General features: G+C 60.4%; 26 protein-coding genes. 7 read left to right on the top strand and 19 right to left on the bottom strand.

Annotated features, from left to right (window positions below; genetic code table 11):
- The first annotated feature begins 173 nt into the window (after positions 1-173).
- Positions 174-782 carry a LysE/ArgO family amino acid transporter gene (locus tag PL597_RS10605; protein WP_271365119.1) on the top strand — a complete coding sequence of 203 codons (609 nt, stop codon included), beginning with the start codon at positions 174-176 and terminating at the stop codon, positions 780-782.
- On the opposite strand, the gene PL597_RS10600 is transcribed toward PL597_RS10605, so the two are convergent.
- Positions 779-2,167 carry a M20 family metallopeptidase gene (locus PL597_RS10600; protein ID WP_271365118.1) on the bottom strand — a complete coding sequence of 463 codons (1,389 nt, stop codon included), beginning with the start codon at positions 2,165-2,167 and terminating at the stop codon, positions 779-781. The two genes, PL597_RS10605 and PL597_RS10600, sit on opposite strands and share 4 nt — an antisense overlap.
- 111 nt (positions 2,168-2,278) lie before the next feature.
- On the opposite strand from PL597_RS10600, the gene PL597_RS10595 reads away from it, so the two are divergent.
- The gene (locus PL597_RS10595) at positions 2,279-2,866 is read left to right on the top strand and encodes a DUF1214 domain-containing protein (protein WP_077982691.1); all 588 of its coding nucleotides are present in this window, start codon (positions 2,279-2,281) and stop codon (positions 2,864-2,866) included.
- Complete coding sequence (locus tag PL597_RS10590; RefSeq protein ID WP_173988425.1) at positions 2,859-3,407, top strand: DUF1254 domain-containing protein; 549 nt, start codon at positions 2,859-2,861, stop codon at positions 3,405-3,407. The genes PL597_RS10595 and PL597_RS10590 overlap by 8 nt, the downstream gene beginning before the upstream one ends.
- 19 nt (positions 3,408-3,426) lie before the next feature.
- Here the strand turns inward: PL597_RS10590 and PL597_RS10585 are convergent, their stop codons facing one another.
- The gene (locus tag PL597_RS10585; protein WP_162854287.1) at positions 3,427-3,615 is read right to left on the bottom strand and encodes a hypothetical protein; all 189 of its coding nucleotides are present in this window, start codon (positions 3,613-3,615) and stop codon (positions 3,427-3,429) included.
- Between the two features lie 561 nt (positions 3,616-4,176).
- Here PL597_RS10585 and PL597_RS10580 point away from each other — a divergent pair.
- Positions 4,177-5,112 carry a DUF2336 domain-containing protein gene (locus tag PL597_RS10580; protein WP_202048193.1) on the top strand — a complete coding sequence of 312 codons (936 nt, stop codon included), beginning with the start codon at positions 4,177-4,179 and terminating at the stop codon, positions 5,110-5,112.
- Positions 5,113-5,168: 56 nt separating this feature from the next.
- On the opposite strand, the gene PL597_RS10575 is transcribed toward PL597_RS10580, so the two are convergent.
- The 3 genes from PL597_RS10575 to PL597_RS10565 all read right to left on the bottom strand — a co-directional run bounded on the left by PL597_RS10575 (position 5,169) and on the right by PL597_RS10565 (position 8,208).
- The gene (locus PL597_RS10575; RefSeq protein ID WP_173988424.1) at positions 5,169-5,522 is read right to left on the bottom strand and encodes a DUF1491 family protein; all 354 of its coding nucleotides are present in this window, start codon (positions 5,520-5,522) and stop codon (positions 5,169-5,171) included.
- A gap of 279 nt (positions 5,523-5,801) precedes the next feature.
- Entirely contained in the window at positions 5,802-6,704 is a 903-nt protein-coding gene (locus PL597_RS10570; protein ID WP_271365117.1) for a peptidoglycan-binding domain-containing protein, read from the bottom strand.
- Complete coding sequence (locus PL597_RS10565) at positions 6,676-8,208, bottom strand: sensor histidine kinase (protein WP_142912617.1); 1,533 nt, start codon at positions 8,206-8,208, stop codon at positions 6,676-6,678. Before PL597_RS10565 ends, PL597_RS10570 begins: the two co-directional genes overlap by 29 nt.
- 487 nt (positions 8,209-8,695) lie before the next feature.
- On the opposite strand from PL597_RS10565, the gene PL597_RS10560 reads away from it, so the two are divergent.
- Together PL597_RS10560 and PL597_RS10555 are read left to right on the top strand one after the other, a co-directional pair.
- Positions 8,696-9,121, top strand: a complete 426-nt coding sequence (locus tag PL597_RS10560) for a DUF5330 domain-containing protein (protein WP_173988422.1) — start codon at positions 8,696-8,698, stop codon at positions 9,119-9,121.
- 186 nt (positions 9,122-9,307) lie between these two features.
- Entirely contained in the window at positions 9,308-9,724 is a 417-nt protein-coding gene (locus PL597_RS10555; protein WP_077982698.1) for a SufE family protein, read from the top strand.
- A 3-nt stretch (positions 9,725-9,727) separates the two neighbouring features.
- Here PL597_RS10555 and PL597_RS10550 read toward each other — a convergent pair whose 3' ends face one another.
- The 10 genes from PL597_RS10550 to PL597_RS10505 all read right to left on the bottom strand — a co-directional run bounded on the left by PL597_RS10550 (position 9,728) and on the right by PL597_RS10505 (position 18,183).
- Positions 9,728-10,555 (bottom strand): DUF6456 domain-containing protein, encoded by an 828-nt coding sequence (locus tag PL597_RS10550; protein WP_077982699.1) that lies wholly within the window; start codon positions 10,553-10,555, stop codon positions 9,728-9,730.
- The gene (locus PL597_RS10545) at positions 10,548-10,970 is read right to left on the bottom strand and encodes a helix-turn-helix domain-containing protein (RefSeq protein WP_271365115.1); all 423 of its coding nucleotides are present in this window, start codon (positions 10,968-10,970) and stop codon (positions 10,548-10,550) included. The genes PL597_RS10550 and PL597_RS10545 overlap by 8 nt, the downstream gene beginning before the upstream one ends.
- Before the next feature lie 403 nt (positions 10,971-11,373).
- On the bottom strand, positions 11,374-11,802 hold the full coding sequence (gene ros, locus PL597_RS10540; RefSeq protein ID WP_003497181.1) for a MucR family transcriptional regulator Ros: 429 nt from the start codon (positions 11,800-11,802) through the stop codon (positions 11,374-11,376).
- A 427-nt stretch (positions 11,803-12,229) separates the two neighbouring features.
- Positions 12,230-12,565: a monovalent cation/H(+) antiporter subunit G gene (mnhG, locus tag PL597_RS10535; protein WP_271365114.1), complete on the bottom strand. Its 336-nt coding sequence runs from the start codon at positions 12,563-12,565 to the stop codon at positions 12,230-12,232.
- Positions 12,562-12,951: a cation:proton antiporter gene (locus tag PL597_RS10530; protein ID WP_271365113.1), complete on the bottom strand. Its 390-nt coding sequence runs from the start codon at positions 12,949-12,951 to the stop codon at positions 12,562-12,564. Before PL597_RS10530 ends, mnhG begins: the two co-directional genes overlap by 4 nt.
- Complete coding sequence (locus tag PL597_RS10525) at positions 12,948-13,427, bottom strand: Na+/H+ antiporter subunit E (RefSeq protein ID WP_077982703.1); 480 nt, start codon at positions 13,425-13,427, stop codon at positions 12,948-12,950. Before PL597_RS10525 ends, PL597_RS10530 begins: the two co-directional genes overlap by 4 nt.
- On the bottom strand, positions 13,424-15,001 hold the full coding sequence (locus PL597_RS10520) for a Na+/H+ antiporter subunit D (RefSeq protein WP_077982704.1): 1,578 nt from the start codon (positions 14,999-15,001) through the stop codon (positions 13,424-13,426). Before PL597_RS10520 ends, PL597_RS10525 begins: the two co-directional genes overlap by 4 nt.
- Positions 15,002-15,020: 19 nt before the next feature.
- Positions 15,021-15,398, bottom strand: a complete 378-nt coding sequence (locus PL597_RS10515; RefSeq protein WP_077982705.1) for a Na+/H+ antiporter subunit C — start codon at positions 15,396-15,398, stop codon at positions 15,021-15,023.
- A complete protein-coding gene (locus PL597_RS10510) occupies positions 15,398-15,817 on the bottom strand; it encodes a Na(+)/H(+) antiporter subunit B (protein ID WP_077982706.1) in 420 nt (139 codons plus the stop codon). Before PL597_RS10510 ends, PL597_RS10515 begins: the two co-directional genes overlap by 1 nt.
- Positions 15,814-18,183: a putative monovalent cation/H+ antiporter subunit A gene (locus PL597_RS10505; protein ID WP_271365112.1), complete on the bottom strand. Its 2,370-nt coding sequence runs from the start codon at positions 18,181-18,183 to the stop codon at positions 15,814-15,816. The genes PL597_RS10510 and PL597_RS10505 overlap by 4 nt, the downstream gene beginning before the upstream one ends.
- A gap of 201 nt (positions 18,184-18,384) precedes the next feature.
- On the opposite strand from PL597_RS10505, the gene msrB reads away from it, so the two are divergent.
- Positions 18,385-18,792 (top strand): peptide-methionine (R)-S-oxide reductase MsrB, encoded by a 408-nt coding sequence (msrB, locus tag PL597_RS10500; RefSeq protein ID WP_077982708.1) that lies wholly within the window; start codon positions 18,385-18,387, stop codon positions 18,790-18,792.
- 184 nt (positions 18,793-18,976) lie between these two features.
- Here the strand turns inward: msrB and PL597_RS10495 are convergent, their stop codons facing one another.
- From PL597_RS10495 to PL597_RS10480, 4 genes are all read right to left on the bottom strand, one after another.
- Positions 18,977-19,474: a GNAT family N-acetyltransferase gene (locus tag PL597_RS10495; RefSeq protein WP_271365111.1), complete on the bottom strand. Its 498-nt coding sequence runs from the start codon at positions 19,472-19,474 to the stop codon at positions 18,977-18,979.
- Positions 19,475-19,596: 122 nt separating this feature from the next.
- The gene (gene trhA / locus PL597_RS10490) at positions 19,597-20,265 is read right to left on the bottom strand and encodes a PAQR family membrane homeostasis protein TrhA (RefSeq protein ID WP_077982710.1); all 669 of its coding nucleotides are present in this window, start codon (positions 20,263-20,265) and stop codon (positions 19,597-19,599) included.
- Positions 20,266-20,593: 328 nt separating this feature from the next.
- Positions 20,594-20,914 (bottom strand): TraR/DksA family transcriptional regulator, encoded by a 321-nt coding sequence (locus tag PL597_RS10485; RefSeq protein ID WP_077982711.1) that lies wholly within the window; start codon positions 20,912-20,914, stop codon positions 20,594-20,596.
- Positions 20,915-20,994: 80 nt separating this feature from the next.
- Entirely contained in the window at positions 20,995-21,405 is a 411-nt protein-coding gene (locus PL597_RS10480; RefSeq protein ID WP_077982712.1) for a universal stress protein, read from the bottom strand.
- Positions 21,406-21,598 lie beyond the last annotated feature (193 nt).

The following is a 21,598-nucleotide window of genomic DNA, read 5'->3' as shown; positions in this document are numbered from 1 at the left end:
GCAACGTGGCGGAAAATCGAGACGTTGAAGAGAGAAGTACGTCATTAGCTCAGCTTATCTGGATTGAGTTTATTTAACTGGATTAAACCATCTGGCGGAAATATCCAAGCACTCGGCCGGGAGCAACGCCCCTGGCCATTCCACAATGGACAGAGGCAGGGGCCGCGACGCGCATGGACATCCAGATTTTCTTCACCGGCCTGACGATGGGCCTCAGCCTCATCGTCGCCATCGGCGCGCAGAATGCGTTTGTGCTGAAACAAGGGCTGGCGCGTTCGCATGTGTTTGCCGTCTGCACCACCTGCGCCCTTGCCGATGCGCTGTTGATTACGGTGGGCGTGTTCGGCTTTCAGCGGATCAGCGCCATCATGCCGGCGCTCGATCCCATCATGCGGTATGCGGGGGCCGCTTTCCTTGTCTGGTATGGCGCCAAAAGCCTGCATTCGGCGCTGCGCTCTTCCGCGGCGCTTTCGGTGTCGGAGCGGCGGGAGGCGAGCCTGTGGCAGACTTTGGCCATTTGTCTCGCGCTGACCTTTCTCAATCCGCATGTCTATCTTGATACCGTCGTGCTGCTCGGCACCATTTCAACGCAGTTTCCCGGCTTCGAAAAAACCTTCGCGGCAGGCGCGGCCACCGGTTCGCTGGTGTTCTTCTTTTCACTTGGTTACGGCGCGCGCTGGCTGCGGCCAATCTTTGAAAAACCCTCCGCCTGGCGCATTCTTGAAGGCGTCATCGCCGTCACCATGTGGGCCATCGCCTTCAAGCTTGTCATGGGCGCCTAAAGCGGCGGCGTGTCGCCGGCTCCGATATCCCAATAGAGCCCGGCCATAAGGGTAAGCGCCTCGCGTACCATCTCCTTCGGCAAATGTTCGTTCGGCGCATGCTGCGAGCAGCCGGGATAGGAATGAGGCACCCAGATGGTGCGCAGTTTGAGGATATCGGCAAAGATATCGTTGGGCAGCGAACCGCCGAGATTGGGCAGAAGCGCCGGTTTTCTGCCCGTGGTGCGGGCAATGGAGCGCAGCGTGAAATCCACCCATGGATCCTGCGGATCGAGCCGGGTCGCGCGGAAAATCTCGTCGCCGGCAGGCGCGATTTTCACCATGGCAAAACCCTGCCGGTCGAGATGACGCCGCACGGCGGGCAGAACCGCCTCCGGATCGATACCGACAACGAAGCGCAATTGCAGCCGCGCCCACGCCCGAGGCGGAATGGCGTTGACCGGCGCACGCGGATTGCCGGTCTCGAAAGCCAGCACTTCCAGCGCGCACCAGCCGAACACCCGCTCGGCGGTGGAAAGGCCGGGCTCGCCCCAGTCCGGATCGATCTTCGGGCCGTCCGGCCCGCCATCGATTTCACAATCGGCAAGAGCCTCACGCACCGCTTTCGGCAATTCCTCCGGCACCAGTTCCGTCACGCGGATCTGGCCGGTCGGGCCGACGAGACTTGCGACGGCATGGGCCAGCTGCACGCCGGGATTGGAGAGCGCCCCGCCCCAATTGCCGGAATGATGGCCGCCCTCACGCGCCTCGATCACCAGATCGAAGGTGATGCCGCCGCGCGCGCCGAGAAAAACCGTCGGCCGTTCCGCATTCAGGCGCGGGCCGTCGGAGGCGATCAGAAGATCGGCTTTCAGCCGCTCGCCATGGTTCCGGCAAATCTCCCTCAGGCCGGGAGATCCCCTCTCCTCGCCCATCTCGATCAGATATTTGGCGTTGAAACCAAGCCTGCCGCGTGTCTCGAGCACGGCCTTCAACGCCGCCATATTGACGGAATGCTGTCCCTTGTTGTCGGCCGTGCCGCGCCCATACCACCTGCCATTGCGTTCAGACATCACAAAGGGCGAAAGGCCCTCGGCCCAGCCCTCGTCCTGACCGCGCACCACATCCCCGTGGCCGTATCCCAGCACGGTCGGTAGCGTGTCGCCCTCGAAACGCTCGGCGATCAGAAACGGCAAATCCGCAGCCGGATCGCGCAGGATGGTGCAGGAAAAACCCATGGCGGCGAATGCGGGCAGCATTTCCTGTTCCAGATAAAGCGTCAGTTCCTCGCCCTGCTCCTCATTCTGGCTTTCGGTCCGTCGCAAAACGCGTCGCGACAAATCCCGCTCGAAGCCGCCATCGTCAAAACAGGCGGCGGCACGGTCGATTGCGGATTGTCGCGACATGATGGAATATCCCCGGTTGTGATCATTTTCACGAAGACTAAACAAGCCGCGCCATTTTCCAAACAGGGAATCAGTGATAGTCCTCGACCTGTTCAAAAACGGGAAAACAGCGTGTTCCGAGTTCCATTCCTTGTCGGCATCGCCCTTCTGATCGCCTTTGGCGGCGGTATTGCCGCAACGCTGGCAGCCCTTGAGGCGACATCCGGCTTTGGATCGATCCGCGTCGGCTCCTGGGACGCCTTTCCCGTGGCGCAGACGATCGAGGCCGATCCTTACGCCAAATCGCACCGCGCCGACGCCGGCAAGCTGCTTTACGGAACCGCGGAAGGGCTGGCCTTCACCGCCTCCGTCGACAGCGATGGGCAACGCCTGAGCGGCGAGTGCCGCTACCGGCTGGCGGGCGCCGTGCCGCCCGCACGGTTCTGGACGATTTACACCGCCGATCAGCAGGGCAATGTGCTGGCGGAAGATGCGGGGCGGCCCTTCGCGCTGAATTCCCGCACGCTTTTGCGCAGCGCCGATGGCGGCGTCGACATCACCATCGCCGCTGACGCCCAGACCTATAACTGGCTGTCGGTGCCGCAGGGCCAGACCTTCAGGCTGGTCATGACCCTGCTCGACACGCCCGTTGCGGGCAGTTCCGGCCTGATCGACATCTCCATGCCGCAAATCCGCAAGCTGGGGTGTGGCAATGCTTAGGGTTCTGCTCGCCATCCTCACCGGTCTCGTCGGCGCAGCCGTGCTGCATGTCATCATTCTTCTGGCGATACCGCATTTCAGCAATCGCGACGCCTATACGCGCGCGGTGGCGGAAGGAAAGCCGCATCAGTTTCATCTGCTCGAAGAGACGACGGAGAAAAAGACGCTTGGCAGCGGCGATCCCTTCATGCGGGTCGCGGTCTGCACCTTCGATATCGAGGACAAGCCGGTCAGGCTGACTGCCATCGGGGCCGTGCCCTTCTGGTCGGTCGCGGTTTACGACAAGGCCTCGAATGAGGTTTTCAGCATGAATGACCGCACGTCCGCCGGCGGGGTGATGGATATTCTGGTGGCGGATGCGGTGCAGATCGCCGCCATCCGCAAGGCGCAACCACCCGCGCTTTCGCAGGCCATTCTGGCGGAATCGGATCAGACGAAAGGGTATGTGGTGTTGCGGACCATGGTCCCGCAGCCGAGTTTCGGCGAAGAGGCGGAACGGTTCCTGAACGAGGCGAAATGCCAGCCGACGGCGTGGAAATAACGTCGGTTGTCGTGCGCAGTCAGGATTTGAGGGCAGTTTCCGCTGCGGATTTGCCCTTGCGCGCGACTTTTCCGGTCGGCTCGGTATCGCGTTTTTCATAGCGCACGCCGGTAAACAGCACGACTTTCGCCGGGCCGATCACGGTTGCCACCGCGCCGGCGGGGCGCAGGTTTCGTCGGGCGTCGCCGATTGGAATAATCTCTGCCATGCTCATCTCCTCTTCGGGACATGATTGTCAATGTTGCCCATGGGAACCGCGCAAGCCTCGTCTTGCGTCGGGAATGTCATCACCATCACATTGCGCATAGGCCAGTCCACAGACTGGTTTTCGCACGATCCAAAAATCCAAGGCGATTCTTATAAGCGGACCGTGCGCAGATTCAGGCTTCACATGCCATTTTCTCATTTATTCCGTCGATAAGAATAACATGGAATCCTAATACTGCCCATGAAATTACAAACAGACAGAGGTTAATGATCCGTTAACCTTAATTGCCGGACCCCAACTTATTCCGGCCGGAGCTGCCCGCCTTGAAAACAAAGGCGATGCGGTAAAGTTCCACGGTCCTGCGTCCGTCATCAAGGTTTTAAAATTTCCTTGTTGAAAGATGCGGATTCTCTCTTGCCACCCCCCATAGTTAACAGGGCGTCAACGCATTTGCTCTAATTTGAGCCGATATTGTGTTTGCGTTTGTTGGGTAGTGCGTTGACCGACCGGTTTCGAGAACTTGAGAGGCCAAGAGCCGTGAGGAAGAAAGATGTGGTGCTGATGGCCACCGTGACGAATTTCGAGAATGTTTCGCATCCGTCAAAAACGGACCTTCGGCAGTTCGCCGAACTTTTCATGCCGCTTTTCAACGCCTCCACCGATGAAGCCAAGCGGGAGGCGATCGCCGCGCTCTCGCAGCATCCGAGCGTGCCTTCGGCTGTCGCCTTCTTCATCGCCTGCCAGCCGATTTCGCTTGCAGCGCCATTCCTCATTTCCTCCAAATGCCTCGATGACGACACGCTGATCACCATTGCCCGCACGCAAGGGGCGGCGCATGCGCGCGCCATCGTGCGCCGCGAGGACCTTTCCCCCACCGTCATCGACGCGCTTGTCGGGCTGCGTCACGCCGAAGATCTGAAGCGGCCGGATGAACAGACGACGGCTGCCGAACCGCAGGCGGCGGAAAGCCCTGAAGAGCCGAAAGCGGAAGAAAAGACGGACAACATCGCCGCCGCCTCCGCGCTCGAAGAGGAAATGCGCCAGCGGATCAAGCAGATGGCGCATCACCTCAACCGCCCGGAAAGCGACGTTCTCGGCCTTCGCCGGCTGAGCGAGGTGCAGGAAGCGCTGCTGGTGCGTTTCGCCCGCGAGCGCAACGCCCGGCAATTCGCGGTGACGCTGGCGGATTCTCTCTCCTCCAGCTACTGGCTGTCGGAGCGCATCATGCTCGATATATCAGGCGCGCAGCTGGCAACGACGCTGACCGGCCTTGGCATGGAATTCTCCGAGGCGGCTTTCGTGCTGCAATGTTTCTATCCGCATCTTTCCGCCGCCGCAGGCGATATGAACCGTGCCGAAGCCCTGCTCGACGGTCTCGACATCGTGGAATGCGAAGAGCGGCTGGAAAGCTGGCGGCGGGCCGACAGCTATACGCATGGCCGCGAACGACCGGGCCACAACACACCGTCTGCGCAAAGAACCGGGACGCAAGGATAATCAGGTCTGGCCTTGCGCCTTCACGGATTGAAGAGGCGGGCCATCGCCGGCCAATTCTAGGCCTTCGGCCCATCAACCAGCGTCAGCAGGCTCCCGATCTCATCGGTTTCGATCTCCACCACCCACAGGTCGCTGTCGAAGCGTCGTTCCCTCTCAAGAAGAGCGGCACTTTCCTCGCCATCCGCACCCGCAAGACGCGTTTCGAAACGGCGCTCGGCGCGGATGTCCTCATCATCGGCAAAACTTTGCGGCGCGGGCCCATAGAGGTTCTCGCGGCCATCACGCAGGCGCTGGCGGATAAAGATCGCCCCCGCCTCCTCCGCCCCCTTCTTTTCGACAGCCGCAAATCCGCCGGCGGCGAAGACGCGGCGGATGAGGGCTGAGACGAACATTTCGGATTTGAGGCGCATGGGGTTGCTTTCGATGGAAATGGTGGGCGTGCTTCGCAATGTTGAATTTAAGGGGCGATGGTGCGCGGGGCTTCACCCCCCTCTGCCCTGCCGGGCATCTCCCCCTCAAGGGGGGAGATCGGCAGGAGGCTCTTTCACTGCTCCATTCTCAAGCGTCGGGATGGGCGAGACCTTGCCGCATATCGATCTCCCCCCTTGAGGGGGAGATGCCCGGCAGGGCAGAGGGGGGTAAAGCCCCAAGCACCTTCGGTCCGTCGTCAACCCTCCGGAAGCTCAAATCTAAAGCGCCCCGATCGACTTCAGCTTCTTCAGCACGACCTCACTCGGCTCGCCGGTTTCCGGCAGGCGATAATGTTTTTCAAACGCCCTGATAGCATTACGGGTCTGCTGGCCGGCCACACCGTCCACTTTCACATCGGCATAAGCGATGTTGATCAGCCCCTGCTGTATCCTGGCTATGAGATCCCGGCTGGCAGGCTTGGACGTGCTATTAAGGGAAACGGGTTCGGCCTTTACCTGCGGCTTCTCCGCCTTGCGGATGGCGGCCGCGACCGGGTCGATTTCCACTCCACCGCCGCTGGTGTCGGAAGGCCGGTCTTTCGGGATCGCGGCAACGGTCGCGCCATCGATCTTCAGCGCCGCCAGCACCCGGGTCGTCGGCTCGCCGGTCTGTTCCATGCCGAGCGTTTCCTCGAAGAACATGATGGCGGCGGCGGTGCGTGGGCCCATGCGGCCATCCGCCTCGCCTTCGTAAAGCCCGCGTTTCTTCAGTTCTGTCTGAATATCGGCAACGATCTGCTGCGGCTTCTGGCTTTCTGCGACGGATTGCGCCGGCGTTTCGGCCGTCGCTTGCTGCGCGTTTTGCGTCTCCGCCGGTCGTTCTATGCGGAAGGTGGTGACATTGCCCTGCACGCCGAGATGCTCGGCCGGGCGATAACCGGCAATGCCATTTGGGTTTTCCGCGTCACGCGTGCGCAGGAAAGGCGATGGGTGCACGCCCGGCTGATACCAGAGCGCATTGGCGGCGACAAAACCGAAGACGACCGCAAAGGCGCCTGAGCCGCCCACCAGTTTCGGACGGCGCAGGATTTCTCGCCCGATGGCAGAAACCACCAAGGAAACAAGCCCGGCGCCAATCTGGGCCGTTGTTTTCTTAGGCGGTTTTCGCTTTCGCGGGGCCATTGTCACCATCCTTTTTCATCATTGCGGCCATATCGCCGAGCTGCCGGATGCGGGGCGGAAATTCCACCATGCTTTCGGCTTCGGCGCTTTCGCCGCCACCCGCCATGCCCGAACCGTCGGCAGGCAGGGTGATCGTTACGACCGTTCCCTCGCCGGGCTTGCTGGCGATGGCGAAAGTGCCGCCATGCAGTGCCACAAGCCCCTTGACCAGGGACAATCCCAGACCCGTGCCCTCATAGCGACGGGTATATTCATTCTGAACCTGCATGAAGGGCTGGCCCAGCAATTCGATCTTGTCGGAAGCGATGCCGATGCCGGTGTCGCTCACCGTCAGCTTCAACATCGCGCCCTCACGCGCGGCGTCGATCGACACCACACCACCCGCATCGGTGAATTTTATGGCGTTGCCGGCAAGATTGATCAGAACCTGCCGGATGGCGCGCTGATCGGCCGAGATTTCGCCGACACCGCGCTGGATGCGGCTGGTCAAAGTCAGACCCTTTTCCTTCGCCTGCAGGCTGAGCATCGCCTCGCAGGACGAGATGGTCTCGGCAATCGGGAAGCTTTCCATCATCAGCTCGTAACGGCCGGCTTCCAGCTTGCTCATATCGAGCATGGTGTTGACGACAGAGAGAAGATGCGCACCCGACTGGCGGATGAGACCGACATATTCCCGCTGGCGGTCGTTCTCCAGCCGGCCGAAATATTCGCCGGCCAGAATATCGGAAAAACCGAGGACGGCGTTGAGCGGCGTGCGCAGCTCGTGGCTGACGGCGGCGAGAAAACGCGATTTCGCATCATTGGCCGATTCCGCCTCGGCCGCCTTGCGGGCGACATCGCGGCGCAGGCGTACCATATCGGTAACATCGGTCAATTGGGCGACGATACGGCGCAGGCGGCCCGTTGAACCGCGAATGGCCGTCATTTCGATGCGGCCGTGCATGAATTGCGCCTGACGCGACTTCGCGCCGGTCTCGAAGCGAAGTTCCACCGTCGCCCTGTCCTCCCCCTGCCGCAACATGTCGAAAGCCTGCATCAGTTCGATGCGGTCGGAAACATGGACGTATTCAACGAGGACATGGCCCTTGCTGGCCTGGAGGTCGTTCGGGAACGCCGCGAGATCTCGACCGGAGACGTGCTCGACGAAACCGGTCTCACCGATCATCAACACGAGGCCCGGCACCTGCGATGCCGTGATAAGGTCGTCGTGCACCGGCGAGACCGAATGAGAAGATGCGCCGCGTGCGGAGTGTGAAAAGGCGATCAGAAGTGCGGCGGCAGCCAGAAACAGCGCCAGCACCAGAGCAGCGCCAATGGGCAGTGCGATGGCGGGGCTGACGACAAGGCTGAAAAGGGCCGGCGTCACCACAAGACCGACGGCGCTGAAGGCGATCAGCCAGCGCAGGCGCGCAACGGTTCCGGCGCGCCTTTCGGTGTCCTCTTCCATGCGCGCAAGCCATCTGCCTGCGGCATGGTCGACCAATGCGACCGCTTTTTCTCTCATATTACGCAATACCAACACCGAATCCCTGAGGCGGTTCTAACGGCTCCGACAATAGAAGGCGGCGGCTTAAGGAATGGATAAAAAGAATGGCCTCAAAGGCCCGTCAAATGCTGCGCAGTCCCATTACGGGGCATTTCTTCGAAGCTTTCCCAATCATGGTTAATGACGGGTAAGCGACGGATTTCGCTTCATTTTTGCCATCATGTTAACTTTTGTGGCAAAGCCGTGCGCCGCTTTCGCCCGGAACGTGCGGCCTCTGTCGCAATTATGCTTAACATCGACTGTTAAAATTCGAATGAATTCTCGGCAGGCGTCCCGATACGAGGAGAATAGGTACAATTTGAATTAAATTGCGTCGCTTTTTGCAATCGGCTGTTCGCCGGTCGCCTGTAGCTTCTTCACAAGCCCGAAAAACGGGACAAAGGCCGATGACCCGAAACCGGGCGGGGCTTTAGAAAACAAAGATCATCTGGCAGGGTGTCTGACAATGTGGTTTCTGATCAAGGGAACATTCTGGTTTTCGCTGGTGCTGGTGGCGCTGTCCTATTTCGGCAGCAGCAACGATCCGGCCAAGGAACCTTCGGCCTTCGATATTCCCAGCGCCGTTTCGGCCGCCGGTGAAGCCTATCGTTATGTCAGCGCGATCTGCATCGAAAAGCCCGATGTCTGCGTCAAGGGCGCCGAAACTTTCCATGCGCTCGGCGAGAGGGCAAAGGAAGGGGCGAAGGTCGCCTATGAATTGCTGGACAAGCAGCTCGCTTCCGGCGACAAGCCCGCTCCCGCGGCTGAACTCGCGGCCGAGACCGAAAAACTGGCCGAAGCCCCGGTCGTCAGCGTCGAATTTCCGAAGGATACCGACATGCTGAAGACCGGCACCGTCATTCCCCTGCCGCAGAAGCGCCCTGCGCCCTGATCCCTGCCGGCCAGCGCGCCACAACCCCTTTTTGCAGCCGAAAATATCCGGCTGCCGATTGCCTGCCTGACTTGCCCACGGAAACCTGTTTTCCGTGGGCTTTTTCATGGTCCATGGTTCAAAACCGGCCGCACTTCCCCTATATCCTAGCAAACACCTTGCAATGATGGATGATACGGCGCGCAAATGGCCTCTCTCGAAACGATCCTTGACGACTTCGCCTTCCTCGACGACTGGGAGGATCGCTATCGCTATGTCATCGAACTCGGCAAGGCGCTTCCCGATCTGCCGGAAGACAAGCGCGCGCCCGAGAACAAGGTGCATGGCTGCGCAAGCCAGGTCTGGCTCGTCAGCCATAGCGATGGCGCCGAAGACCCTCTCCTGACCTTCGAAGGCGATTCGGATGCGCATATCGTGCGCGGCCTCGTCGCCATCGTGCTCGCCGTCTATTCCGGCAAGAGAGCCTCCGAAATCGCCGATCTCGACGCGATTGAGGTGTTCGACAGGATCGGGCTGGTGGAACATCTGTCGTCGCAGCGCGCCAACGGCCTGCGCTCCATGATCAAGCGCATCCGCGAGGAAGCCCGGCTGCTGGCGGCCTGACTTTCACCTCGTCATCGACGGGCGATAATCCGCATCGCCCCAATGGTGTTCCTTCCTGCCCGCGCGGGCCGCAGGCGGCGCATAATGGCGGGCAAGCGCCAGCAGTGCTGCGCGCAGCAGCAGTTTTGCCGACCGCGCCGGCCATTGCCTTTCGCGCTCCACCGTCTCCAGCCCCTTTTCGAAGCAGCAGATATCGATGGCGACGCCCGCCAGTTCAGGCCCCATCGCATCGGCCGCGCGGGAAAACCGCGTTCTTGCGGCCATTGCCGCCTCGGTGAGATCGAGCGCCCCTCCCGCCTCACCTTTGGTGCGGTTCGCTATTCTCGGCTCCCATGTCGCTGTTACCTTCGGATTGAGATGGCCGCGATGAAAATCGGCGGCAAGGCGTTCACCCGCCCCCAGAGCATCCGCCGGGAAAAACGCCGCACCGTCCCGTTCCTTCAGCCTTGCAAGGCTGGTCAGGGGAGAGCTGTTGAGATTGCGCCGGGCCGGCTGCTTTCCTTCGCCGACATCCACAATAACCGTCTGCATATGCCGGTGCTGGTCCTGAAAAACCTCATCCCGGTCTTTCGCCATTGCACGTTTCAGCCAGGAAGCGAGCGGCGGCGCGGCGGAAAGGGTGTTTTCCCGCTGCTCGACCAGCCCGGAAGAAATGGCAAACCGCACCGTCGCGGCCGAAAACCGCAACACAGGATGGCCTGCCCGCACCCGGCGCAGGACGATGTCGCCACCCTCCTGCGACATCTCCACCGCGCCCGCGGCGATGCAACGCAGCAGCCGCAGGAGATGTGGGTTCTGGGGGGAGATCGGGGCGCTTTTTTCCTCACTCATCCCGGGCGCCTTTCATCGCATTGAAGATATTGCCGGTAAGCCGCTCCAGCGCGGCGACGAACTCATCGAATGCCGGTTCGTCACGCCGGTCCTCCACCACCTGGCAGGCATGGCCCACCGTCGTCCTGTCCCGGCCGAAACAGGGTCCGATATCCGACATGGGAATGCCCAGCTGCACATGGCACACATACATGGCAATCTGACGGATGTGGCATTCCGTGCGCCGGCTGTCGCGGCGCACCAGCGTTCGGTCGCCGGTCAATTGCACCATCTCGCCGGTGAGCTGCCGTACCAGACGGCAGAGACGGGAAATCTCCTCCCGCCCCGCCGCAGACGGCCAATGACGAAAAGGACGATCACCGACCCGCACGCAAGGCCGCGCGGCGACAGGCAGAAACACAGTATCCGACGGCATATGCAACTCCTCTACGAATAGGAATTAATTCATACACCTGAGGAAGCACGTGGGGAAGCGTGAATTTGCAGAAGAAGAACATGCCTCTGATATAGTTCTATATTTTTTAGAAATGAGGTCTTCTATAAAGGATTTTTTTCCTCACCAAGATTCGAAGCGACAATAAAAAAGCCGGTCTACGGACCGGCTGGATATTCATGTGATGTAAAGACAGTTTCTAAGGAAACATGGGGAGCGGGCGAATGCCCACTGCCGCCTTCTCCCCGCCGGGGAGAAGGTCACGGCAGCAGGTTGAGGGGGTAAGGGTACAGATTATGCGGAGAACTTGCCCCCTCATCCGACCCTTTGGGCCACCTTCTCCCTGACGGGGAGAAGAAACACCCCCCGCAGACCCGCGTTAAAATCAACGGCTGGCCTTGCGGCGCTGACCGAGACCCATTTCCTTGGCGAGCCGCGAGCGGGCTTCGGCATAGGCGGGCGCAACCATCGGATAGTCGACCGGCAGGTCCCACTTTTCGCGATATTCTTCCGGCGTCATGCTGTGATGCGTCGTCAGATGCCGCTTGAGCGACTTGAACGAGCCGCCGCATTCCAAACAGACGATGTGGTCATCCTGAACCGACTTGCGGACGGAGACGGCAGGCTTCTGCTTTTCGACATTGACCGCCACCGACGCCGGCGCCGATGTTCCGCTGAGCGCCGTGTGAACATCCGAAATAAGACCGGGAAGGTCAGTTACCGGAACGACGTGGTTGCTAACATAGGCAGCCACAATATCCGCCGTCAGTTCGACCAGCAGATCCTGGGCGTTACCGTATGCAGTTTCCGTCATTTAAGTATCTCCTGTTTATTGATCCCCTGACGCGGGCAAACGCCGCATCGAGCGATGTGAAGTTACCCGGTGCCCCACCTTCGCCTTGTTGAAACCAACATGAAACCTACCCCTAGATTTCGAGCGAAAACCGGAAACGAATTGGTCCGAGATTCAACGTATGGCCCGCGACATGGGCAGCAATGGCCCGGCGGGCCATAGATTAGACATTAATAAAATGCCTATGCCGACTATGAAGAGGCTAGATGCAAATTGCGACTAGCAATTTTACACTTAATTTGGATAACAGCAAAACAGCAAAAGTCAAATTCCTATTGCGGATTTTTCAGTTCAAAACAGTCTAATCGGAATACAAAAAATTACGGGTAATAAAATACTAGACCAAGTAGCAATTGAAAATGAATACCCCCAATTATTGGGGGTATTTTCAACTTGAAATTTTCTTCATGTCATCAACTAACGATTTAACGGCAAGCGGATAACCTGCCTTATGAGCGGCCATGGCAAGAAGATGCGCCGAGACCGGCGCTGTAAGGACAAAGAAGAAGAAACCGGCAAGCGCCCGCGCCAGCGTCGATATTTCCATGGAATGGATGCCGACCGCCAGAAGCAGCAGGCCGGAACCCACCGTTCCCGCCTTGGAAGCCGCATGCATGCGGGTATAGACATCCGGCAGCCGATTGAGTCCGATTGCCGCGATCAGCGAGAAAATGGCGCCCGAGAGCAGCAGCACTGAAACGAAAATAGTCACAACCCAATTCATCCTCGCCGGCCCTTTCCCTTTCCGCCTACAACACCTTTTTTCATCGTTTTTTCAACGACTTCAGATGCCCTTTCACCGTCGAGAACCGTCGTCGGCCCGCGCCGCTCGTCCAGGCCCCGGGACAATACGAAGCGGGCGAAGGCCACCGTTGCCAGAAAACCGACCAGCCCGAGCGCGATGGCGATGTCGACATAAAGATTGAAGCCGGTGCGGATGGCGATGACCGCGATGAAGCCGATGGCGATGCCCACCAGCATGTCGAGCGCAACGATACGGTCCGGCAAGGTGGGGCCGACGACGACCCGATATACTGTCAGCAAAAAGGCGGCCGACAGAACAACCGATGCAAGTATAGTTGCAAATGAAACTGTCTGTTCTGGCGTCATATTTGAAACGCCTCCATGATCTTTTTTTCAAAGCCGTTGCGGATGTCGTTTTTCGTGGCCTCGACATCGCTGCAGTCAATCGCGTGCACGTAAAGCGTTTTTCTGTCCGCCGAAACATCGACCGAAAGCGTGCCCGGCGTGAGCGTGATGAGGTTGGCGAGCAGCGTAATCTGGAAATCCGTCGTCACCGTCAGCGGATAGGCGAAAATGCCGGGCTGCACGTCGAGCTTCGGCCGCGTCACCAGCATGGCGACCTTCCATGCGGAGAGCGCCAGCTCCTTGAAGAACAGCAGCACCAGCGACAGCATACGGGCGAACCTCAGCCAGTGGTTACGTCCGGCGGGAAGCTGGTGGCGGATGATGCCAAGCGCGAGCGTCGAAACGACGAGGGCGAACAGGATGTTTGCCAGACTGACGCTGCCCGTGACAGCGAGCCATACGGCGACGAAAAGCAGTTGTACGACATAGAGGCTCATGGTTTGCCCCCTTCGGAAAAGACCGAGTTGATATAGGCCCGCGGGTCACCGAGGCCTGCGGCCGCCTGCTGGCTGAGATTGAGCAGGCTTTCCGGAAACAGGCCGAAGAATACCACCAGCAACGTCAGACCCACCAGCGGCGTAAAAGACGGCGCTGCCGAGGGTGGCGCCTGCGGCAGGGACGACTGACCTGAGGATGCCGCCACCGGACGCCAGAAACACAAAAGGAAGATTCGCCCGAAAGCGATGGTGGCGATGAAGCCGGAGGCGAGGATGGAGCCGGCGAGCCACCACGCGCCGATATCGATCGCCGATTTGACCAGCACCGCCTTCGGCCAGAAGCCGGAAAAGGGCGGCAGGCCGGAACCGGCAAAGAACAGCGCCAGCGCCAGCGCCGAAAACCACGGAGCCTGCTGGTAAAGGCCCCTGAGTGAGGTGAGGCTGAAACCTCCGCCAAGGCGGGCGGCGTGGCCGGCGGCAAGATAGAGCGCCGTCATCAGCACCATGGAGTGCAGCGCGTAAAAAATTGCGCCGGACACACCGGAGGGCGTGCCGATGGCGATACCGGCCATCATGTAACCGATGCCCGAGATGACGATATAGCCGAGCATGCGGCGGATATCGTTCTGAGCGAGCGCGCCCATGGCCCCGAGCACCATGGTCAACGCCGCCGAGATGGCGATGACGATGCTGAGTTCTTCCCGCTCGACCGGAAACAGCATGACCATGACGCGCAGCAGCGAATAGATGCCGACCTTGGTGAGCAGGCCGCCGAACAGGGCGGACACGACGATCCGCGGCGTGTGATAGGAGGCCGGCAGCCAGAAATTTACCGGAAAGGCCGCGGCTTTCATGGCGAAGGCGAGCGCGAACAGGCTCGCAAGCGTCATCAGCGGCGCTGCGTCGCGCAGCGTCGTCGCCTTCCGGGCTATATCGGCCATGTTGAGCGTGCCGAAGATGGCGTAGAGATAACCGACCGTGATCAGGAACAGCGTCGTGCCGATGAGGTTCAGAATGGCGTATTTCAGCGCGCCGTCGATCTGCTCGCGCGTCGAGCCGAGCACGATGAGACCGAAGGACGAGATCAGCAGCACCTCGAACCAGACATAGAGATTGAAGATGTCGCCGGTCAGGAACGCGCCGGTGACACCGGCCATCAAAAGCATCAGGAAGGGATAAAAACCGTATCGCCTGCCGCTGGCATCGATATCCGCGCCAGCATGGATGGCGCCCGCAAGCGCCACGATGGCGGCCGCAAGCGACAGCAGCGCGCCCGTCAGGTCGGCGGTAAAGGCAATGCCGAAGGGCGGCAGCCAGCGGCCCATCACCATGGTGAACGGGCCTTCAGCGGCGACCTTCCACAAAAGCGCGGCGTCGAGCAGCACCAGCAGGAACAGCGCCGCTATGGCGACGGTCGCGTGGTGGCGGATGGCGTGGCGCATCATCATCAGCACCGCGCCTGCGCCAATGCAGAGCGCGATGGGAAGAATGATCAGCCAGTCGGTGAGCGGCACGGGCGTCGTGACGAGCGCTGCGGAAAGATCGGTGACTGCGGAAGTGGTGGAAGATGCCATGTTGTCTCAGCCTCGCCGCTCAATAACCGAGCGGCGGCATCGGCTCGCCTGCGGGTTCTGCGGTGCGCATTTCGTCCGTGTCGTCGGTCTGCAATTCCTGAAACGCACGCCAGGTCAGCACCAGAAGGAAACAGAAGAAAGAAAAGGAAATGACGATTGCCGTGAGGATGAGCGCCTGCGGCAGCGGATTGGCCGCACCCGGGGGCAGCGTGTCCATGCCGGGCGGAATGATCGGCGGCACTTCGCGCGTCAGCCTGCCCGCAGTGAACAGCAGGAGGTTCACTGCATTGCCGAGAATGGCGACGCCGAGCAGCATGCGGATGCTGTGACGCGACAGCATGAGGTAGATCGCCACCGAAAAGAAGATGCCGACGAGAATGGAGAAGACCGCTTCCATCAGTCGCTTTCCCTTTCTTCCAGCGCCAGTGCGATGGAGGTGATGGCGCCGACCACGACAAGGTAGACACCGATATCGAAGGACATGACGGTGGAGAGCGGAATTTCGACACCGAAAAGGCTCGGATAGACCCAGAGCCCGGTCATGAAGGGCACGCCGGCGGCCATGGAAACGAGGCCGGACAGCATGGACAAAAGCAGCCCCGCCCCGGCGATGGCGAGCGGATGAAACACGATGGCGCGCCGAACCGCGGTCACGCCATAGGCGATGCCGTAGATCGCCAGCGCCGAGACCGCAATCAGGCCGCCGATGAAACCGCCGCCCGGCTCATTATGGCCGCGCAACAGCACGAAGATGGAAAACAGCACCATGAGGCTGGTGACAACGGGAGTGACGGTGCGCAGAATGAGCGTGTTCATACCCGCGCTCCTTTCTTCTTCGCGGTTCTGGCCGGTCCCTTGACGGCGGCGGCCGGACGGATGCGGATCAGCGCAAGGATGGCAAGGCCCGTTATCATCACGACGGCGATTTCACCGAGCGTATCCGTGCCGCGGAAGTCGACGATGATGACGTTGACCACATTGGCGCCGTGGGCGATGGCCTTGGAATAGGTGTTGTAGAAGTCCGTCAGGCGGTTGTCGAAGCTCGCCTGCGTCGCGCGCATCAGGAACAAAGCGAAGCCGGTTCCGCAGGCGATGGCGATGGTGCCGTCCATCAGCTTCTGGCCAAGGCCGCGATGGTCTGACGGCGACAGGCGAAGCCGCGTCATGACAAGCGTCAGAATGACCACCGAAAGCGTCTCGACCATGAATTGCGTGAAGGAGAGATCAGGCGCGCCGAACAGCAGGAAAATGACCGCCACCGCAAAGCCCTGAATGCCGAGCGCGATGATGGCGGTGAGCCGGCTCGACGCCGTCGGCACCGCGATGAGGCCCGCCACGGCAATGACGATGAAGGTGAGTTCATGGACCTGCATATCGTGCGGCCATGACGGCATGGACGGCAACTCCCCATAAAGGAACAGCGGCACAAGCAGCACGGCGGCGATGACGGCGAAAGTGGCGGTAACGTAAAACTCCAGCCTACCCGGCTGAATGAGCCGGGTGATGTGGAACGAGACTTTCACCAGCATGTCGATGAAAACGTCAAAGCCCCTGTCCGGCCCCGCCCCCAACGCCTTGAAGGTGCGGTCGATCAGCCCACGGGCGGTGGAAAGCTGCGCATAGAGAGCAATGCCGAGCGCGATCGTCAGCAGCGACAGGCCGAGCGGCACGCCAATATGCGGGATGAGCGAGATTTCCACCGGGCGCGCTTCACCGGCGATGGCGCTCGCCATCGGCGTGGAGACATAGAAGTGCGCGACGCCGGAAAAGAGCGCGATCGTCAGCCCCTTCAGCGCCAGAAGCGCCGGTCCTAGCCAGAGCAACAGCGGGCCTTCATGCGCGTGTTTCGGGGTCTTCACCGGCTTGCCGAGAAAGGGTTTCAGCGCCACCGCGAAGGCGACGGCGAACATCAGCGCGTTGCCGAGGATGGCGATGCCGGTGAACAGCACGGCCCGCGGATTGCCATGCGCCAGCGCGTAATAGATCTCTTCCTTGGCGAGAAACCCGAAAAAGGGCGGCAGGCCGGCCATGGAAATCGCAGCCGCCAGCGCCGCTGTAAAGGTGATCGGCATGGCTTTTCGCAGGCCGCCGAGCTTCGTGACGTCGCGGGTGCCGGTCTCATGATCGATGATGCCGGCGACCATGAACAGCGCGCCCTTGAACAGCGAATGCGCCACCAGATAAAGCACCGCCGCCTCGATGGCATGGGCGGAACCAAAGCCCGTCAGCATGACCAAAAGGCCGAGCGACGACACCGTGGTATAGGCGAGCATCAGCTTGAGATCGGTCTGGCGCACGGCCAGCAGCGCGCCGATAAGCATGGTCAGCCCGCCGAAGAAAGGCAGCAGGATCTGCCAGGCGGCGGTATCGCCGAGCACCGGGTTTAGCCGCATCAAGAGATAGACGCCCGCCTTCACCATGGTCGCCGAATGCAGATAGGCCGAAACCGGAGTGGGCGCTTCCATGGCGTTGGGCAGCCAGAAATGGAAGGGAAACTGCGCCGATTTGGTGAAGGCCCCGCCGAGAACCAGAAGCAGCGCGGCCAGATAAAACGGGCTGTCGCGCAAGACATCGCCGCCGCGCACCAGCATCGACAATTGCGTCATGCCGCTGATGTCCCAGATGAAGATCAGCCCTGCGAGCAGCAGGAGACCGCCGCCGCCCGTCACCACCAGCGCCTGCAACGCGGCGCGGCGCGAGGCGGCGCGCTCATGATCGAAGCCGATCAGCAGGAAGGAGGTGATGGAGGTGAGTTCCCAGAAGACGAACAGCATCAGCAGGCTGTCGGAAACGACGACGCCCAGCATCGCGCCCATGAAGAGCAGCAGGAAGGACAGGAACCGGCCCTGCTGCGGATGGCCCTTCATATAACCACCAGCATAGAGCACAATCAGCAGGCCGATGCCGGTGATCAGCAACGCGAAAGTCAGCGACAGGCCGTCGATGAACCAGGAAAAACTGAGATTGAAGCTCGGCACCCAGGCATAACCGCCTGTCACCACCCCGCCTGCCGCAATCTGCGGCAGCATCAGCGCGAAATGCGCAAAGGCGAGAGCAGGCGCAATCGCCAGAACCCATGCCGCATTGTGGCCAAACCGTTTCACCAGGGCCGGCGCAGCGAGCGCTGCCAGAAACGGCAGAAAAAGCGATAGGAATGTCAGCGGCGTGACATCGGATGTCATTCACGTCTCCCGGGATATACCCCATCCCTGCGCGCCAATAAATGGCGTTCTTCTTTCAAATCGATTTTCCAGTTAAGGCATAGACACGCCCTTCTCAACCCAAATCGGTACTCCCGTCCCATAACGAACGCGTTATGACGTCGTTCCCCTTTCAATCGGCGGCGGTGATGACTATCTGAGACGCAAAGAAAGGATCATTCCATGAGCGATCTGACATCCCCCAAGATCAAAAAGACCGATGCCGAATGGCGTGAGCAGCTGACGCCGGAACAATATCGCATCCTGCGCGAACACGGCACCGAGCGCGCCTTCACCGGGCCCTATTGGGATACATTCCAGAAGGGCCTCTATCGCTGCGCGGCCTGCGACGAGCCGCTGTTCCTCTCCGATACGAAATTCGATGCCGGCTGCGGCTGGCCGAGCTATTTCGAGCCGGTAAAACCGGGCGCGGTGACGGAACATCGCGACGCCAGCCACGGCATGGTGCGCACGGAAATCCGTTGCGCCAATTGCGGCGGCCATCTTGGCCACGTCTTCCCGGACGGCCCGAAGCCCACCGGCCTGCGTTATTGCATCAACGGCCATTCGATGGTGTTCGAGCCGGTTTGAGCGGCAAGACCGTGCCGCGAGTTTCTTCTCCCCGCCGGGGAGAAGATGGCCCGAAGGGTCAGATGAGGGGGTAACGTTGCCGTATTTCGGGGAGCTCGCCCCCTCATCCCGCTGCCGCGGACTTCTCCCCGGCGGGGAGAAGAAACAAGCGGCATAAGCCCGATCCATGGCTGGCCTTCAGCTTTCAGCCCAGCTTCAGTTCCATACACGTCAAATCCAGCCAGCGTCCGAACTTGGTGCCGACTTCCGAGAACCGGCCGACGACCCGGAAGCCGAGGCTTTCATGCAGGCGGATGGAGGCCATGTTTTCCGCCTCGATGGCGGCGATCAGCACATGCACGTCGTTGCCGCTCGCATGATCGATCAACGCCTGCATCAGCTTTTTGCCGATGCCGTGGCCGCGCGCATCCTTATGAACATAGACCGAATGTTCGCGGGTGTGGCGATAACCGTCAAAAGCGCGCCAGTCGCCATAAGAAGCGTAGCCTGCGACCTTGCCGTCGAGGATGGCGACGATGACCGGAAAACCGCGCGATGTGCGGGCTGCGAACCATTCCTTGCGGTTCTCCAGATCGACCACGACCTCATTCCAGATCGCGGTCGTGTTCACCACCGCATCGTTATAAATCGCCATGATGCCGGAGAGATCGTCCACGGTCGCGTCGCGCAGTTCCACGCTCATTATTGCTTCGCCCTCATATTTCTAGATGAGCGGCTGCAAAAGACGGCTGCTCCTCTGACGAGCCTTAAGGGATGACGCCGCGCAATGTCCAGCGCCTTGCTTACCCCGTCAAAAAAAGGGCGTCAGGATGCCATCGGGACGAGGCTGAAGGCGGTGACAACGGCGAAATAATGGACAGCGGCTGCCGAGACGACGAAACCGTGCCAGATGGCATTCTGGAAGCGCAGCTTTTCCCAGACATGGAAAATCACGCCGAGCGAATAGATGACGCCGCCGGCGACGATGAGCCAGAGCGTGACGGGGGCGAGGTGCGACGACAAAGGTTCCACCACCATGATGCCGCTCCAGCCCATGGCAAGATAGAGACCAATGGCGACCCGGTCGTAGCGGCCGGGAAACAGGCATTTGAGGAGGATGCCGCAGATGGCGGCAAGCCAGATCAGCCCCAGCATGACGGCGATCAGCGGATCGTGAATGCCGCGCATCAGGAATGGCGTGTAGGTGGCGGCTATGAGGATGAAGATTGCCGAGTGATCCAGCCGGCGCAGGAACCATTTTACCCTTGAGTGCGGCCAGATATTATAGGTGAAGGACACGGAGAGGCAGGCGACAAGTCCGAGACCGTAAATCCACGCGGCGGCGATCGCGCTGAGCGTCCCCCAGGCGGTCGCGTAGAAAATCAGCGCCGTGGCACCCACCAACGCAAATACGATACCGACACCGTGGACGATGCCATCGGCGACGATCTCGTGAAAATCATACTGGCGCCCGAACCGCCACATCTCGCTCATTCGTCCAATCCCGTCTGCGTGCTTTCACCAAAGCATGGAGACAATATTAGACAGGAACAAGACAGCGGCCGGTTAACGGCGATCAAATTGCGTTCGGCGTTGTTGCGAAAGGAGAGGTCTTGTTTCGGCCTGTACCGGTGTAGCGAGCGACCGCCGCTTGTTTCTTCTCCCCGCCGGGGAGAAGGTCGCGGCAGCGGGATGAGGGGGCGAGGGTAGAGATATCCGGAGAGCTTGCCCCCTCATCCGACCCTTCGGGCCACCTTCTCCCCGGCGGGGAGAAGAAACCTGCCGTGATGTCGTACCACCCAATAATCCTTTTTAGCCGCAATCACAAAGCCGCAGCGCATTCCTGGCAGAACGGCGTGTATGGCACCGCCTTCAGCCGATCCTCCGAAATCTTCTTGCCGCATTTGACGCAGGTGCCGAAGGTGCCGCTGGCGATACGGTCGAGGGCTGCGTCGATGGCGCGCAGCTCGTCCTGACCCACCTGCCCCAGTTCGTCCAGCACCTCGTCATTGCTGCGTTCGGTGGCGCGATCCTCGTCGTCGGGATTGCGAGGCTCTTCGAAATCGGCCTCGATTTTGTGCAGGCGGCGATAAAGCTCGCGCTGGCGGTCTCGCAGGATTTTCTCGTAAGTTTCGACATTCATGTTTTTTCCTCCAGCCGATCTTCTTGCATCGTCGCATTTCCAGACGGAAAACCCGCCCGCAACCCTGAAATGTCAGGCTTTTATCGGTCGACCAGCACCGAGCATTTGGCGTGGCGCACCACGCGGTCGGCGGTGGCGCCGATGAAATAATTGCTGAAATCCGGCGTGTGCGACGCGATGATGATGAGGTCGGCCTTGTGTTCCTCGGCGGCGGCGATGATTTCGCGCGCGGGCGCGCCGCTTCGGATTTCCTGGCTGCCCTTGAAACCGGCCCTGGTCTTGATATCCGAAAGCCTGGTCTTGGCGTCCTTGATGGCGTTTTCGATCAGGTCGACCGGCAGGTCGATCGCCATATAGCCCGGCAGCTCCTCGACAACGTTGATGAGAACGATCTCGCCATCGGGATCCAGAAGCGCCTTGGCCTTTTCGAGAATCTTTTCGCCCTTGTCGGTGGCGCTGAGGTCTACCGGTACGATGATCTTCTTGTACATGGCTGTCTCCTTTGGCTTGATCCGCCGTTTGGCGTGTCGGACTAGGCTTATATTCCCCGTTGGCGCGGCCTTCACCTTGATCGAAGTCAAAGCCGGAGCCGGGCAGGAGCGGGGCATTGTCAACGAATAGTGGACGGTCAATCGCCAGACGACGATCTTTGCTGAACGACGAAACCAGCCCATATTTGCCTTC

Source organism: Agrobacterium sp. ST15.13.013 (assembly GCF_027956525.1).
In the GTDB taxonomy this organism is placed as follows: domain Bacteria; phylum Pseudomonadota; class Alphaproteobacteria; order Rhizobiales; family Rhizobiaceae; genus Agrobacterium; species Agrobacterium salinitolerans.
This window is presented reverse-complemented; position numbering and strand designations above follow the sequence as displayed.

Bases quoted from the DNA above. Each gene is read 5' to 3' on its own strand.
- PL597_RS10565 (WP_142912617.1), bottom strand. From the start codon at position 8,208: ATGAGAGAAAAAGCGGTCGCATTGGTCGACCATGCCGCAGGCAGATGG.
- PL597_RS10550 (WP_077982699.1), bottom strand. From the start codon at position 10,555: ATGAGTGAGGAAAAAAGCGCCCCGATCTCCCCCCAGAACCCACATCTC.
- PL597_RS10485 (WP_077982711.1), bottom strand. From the start codon at position 20,914: ATGAATGTCGAAACTTACGAGAAAATCCTGCGAGACCGCCAGCGCGAG.
- PL597_RS10495 (WP_271365111.1), bottom strand. From the start codon at position 19,474: ATGAGCGTGGAACTGCGCGACGCGACCGTGGACGATCTCTCCGGCATC.
- PL597_RS10555 (WP_077982698.1), top strand. From the start codon at position 9,308: ATGGCCTCTCTCGAAACGATCCTTGACGACTTCGCCTTCCTCGACGAC.
- PL597_RS10515 (WP_077982705.1), bottom strand. From the start codon at position 15,398: ATGGAAGCGGTCTTCTCCATTCTCGTCGGCATCTTCTTTTCGGTGGCG.
- msrB (WP_077982708.1), top strand. From the start codon at position 18,385: ATGAGCGATCTGACATCCCCCAAGATCAAAAAGACCGATGCCGAATGG.
- ros (WP_003497181.1), bottom strand. From the start codon at position 11,802: ATGACGGAAACTGCATACGGTAACGCCCAGGATCTGCTGGTCGAACTG.
- PL597_RS10560 (WP_173988422.1), top strand. From the start codon at position 8,696: ATGTGGTTTCTGATCAAGGGAACATTCTGGTTTTCGCTGGTGCTGGTG.
- PL597_RS10590 (WP_173988425.1), top strand. From the start codon at position 2,859: ATGCTTAGGGTTCTGCTCGCCATCCTCACCGGTCTCGTCGGCGCAGCC.
- PL597_RS10600 (WP_271365118.1), bottom strand. From the start codon at position 2,167: ATGTCGCGACAATCCGCAATCGACCGTGCCGCCGCCTGTTTTGACGAT.
- PL597_RS10510 (WP_077982706.1), bottom strand. From the start codon at position 15,817: ATGAACACGCTCATTCTGCGCACCGTCACTCCCGTTGTCACCAGCCTC.
- mnhG (WP_271365114.1), bottom strand. From the start codon at position 12,565: ATGAATTGGGTTGTGACTATTTTCGTTTCAGTGCTGCTGCTCTCGGGC.
- PL597_RS10505 (WP_271365112.1), bottom strand. From the start codon at position 18,183: ATGACATCCGATGTCACGCCGCTGACATTCCTATCGCTTTTTCTGCCG.
- PL597_RS10585 (WP_162854287.1), bottom strand. From the start codon at position 3,615: ATGGCAGAGATTATTCCAATCGGCGACGCCCGACGAAACCTGCGCCCC.
- PL597_RS10605 (WP_271365119.1), top strand. From the start codon at position 174: ATGGACATCCAGATTTTCTTCACCGGCCTGACGATGGGCCTCAGCCTC.
- PL597_RS10520 (WP_077982704.1), bottom strand. From the start codon at position 15,001: ATGGCATCTTCCACCACTTCCGCAGTCACCGATCTTTCCGCAGCGCTC.
- PL597_RS10580 (WP_202048193.1), top strand. From the start codon at position 4,177: ATGGCCACCGTGACGAATTTCGAGAATGTTTCGCATCCGTCAAAAACG.
- PL597_RS10480 (WP_077982712.1), bottom strand. From the start codon at position 21,405: ATGTACAAGAAGATCATCGTACCGGTAGACCTCAGCGCCACCGACAAG.
- trhA (WP_077982710.1), bottom strand. From the start codon at position 20,265: ATGAGCGAGATGTGGCGGTTCGGGCGCCAGTATGATTTTCACGAGATC.
- PL597_RS10545 (WP_271365115.1), bottom strand. From the start codon at position 10,970: ATGCCGTCGGATACTGTGTTTCTGCCTGTCGCCGCGCGGCCTTGCGTG.
- PL597_RS10570 (WP_271365117.1), bottom strand. From the start codon at position 6,704: ATGGCCCCGCGAAAGCGAAAACCGCCTAAGAAAACAACGGCCCAGATT.
- PL597_RS10525 (WP_077982703.1), bottom strand. From the start codon at position 13,427: ATGAGCCTCTATGTCGTACAACTGCTTTTCGTCGCCGTATGGCTCGCT.
- PL597_RS10530 (WP_271365113.1), bottom strand. From the start codon at position 12,951: ATGACGCCAGAACAGACAGTTTCATTTGCAACTATACTTGCATCGGTT.
- PL597_RS10575 (WP_173988424.1), bottom strand. From the start codon at position 5,522: ATGCGCCTCAAATCCGAAATGTTCGTCTCAGCCCTCATCCGCCGCGTC.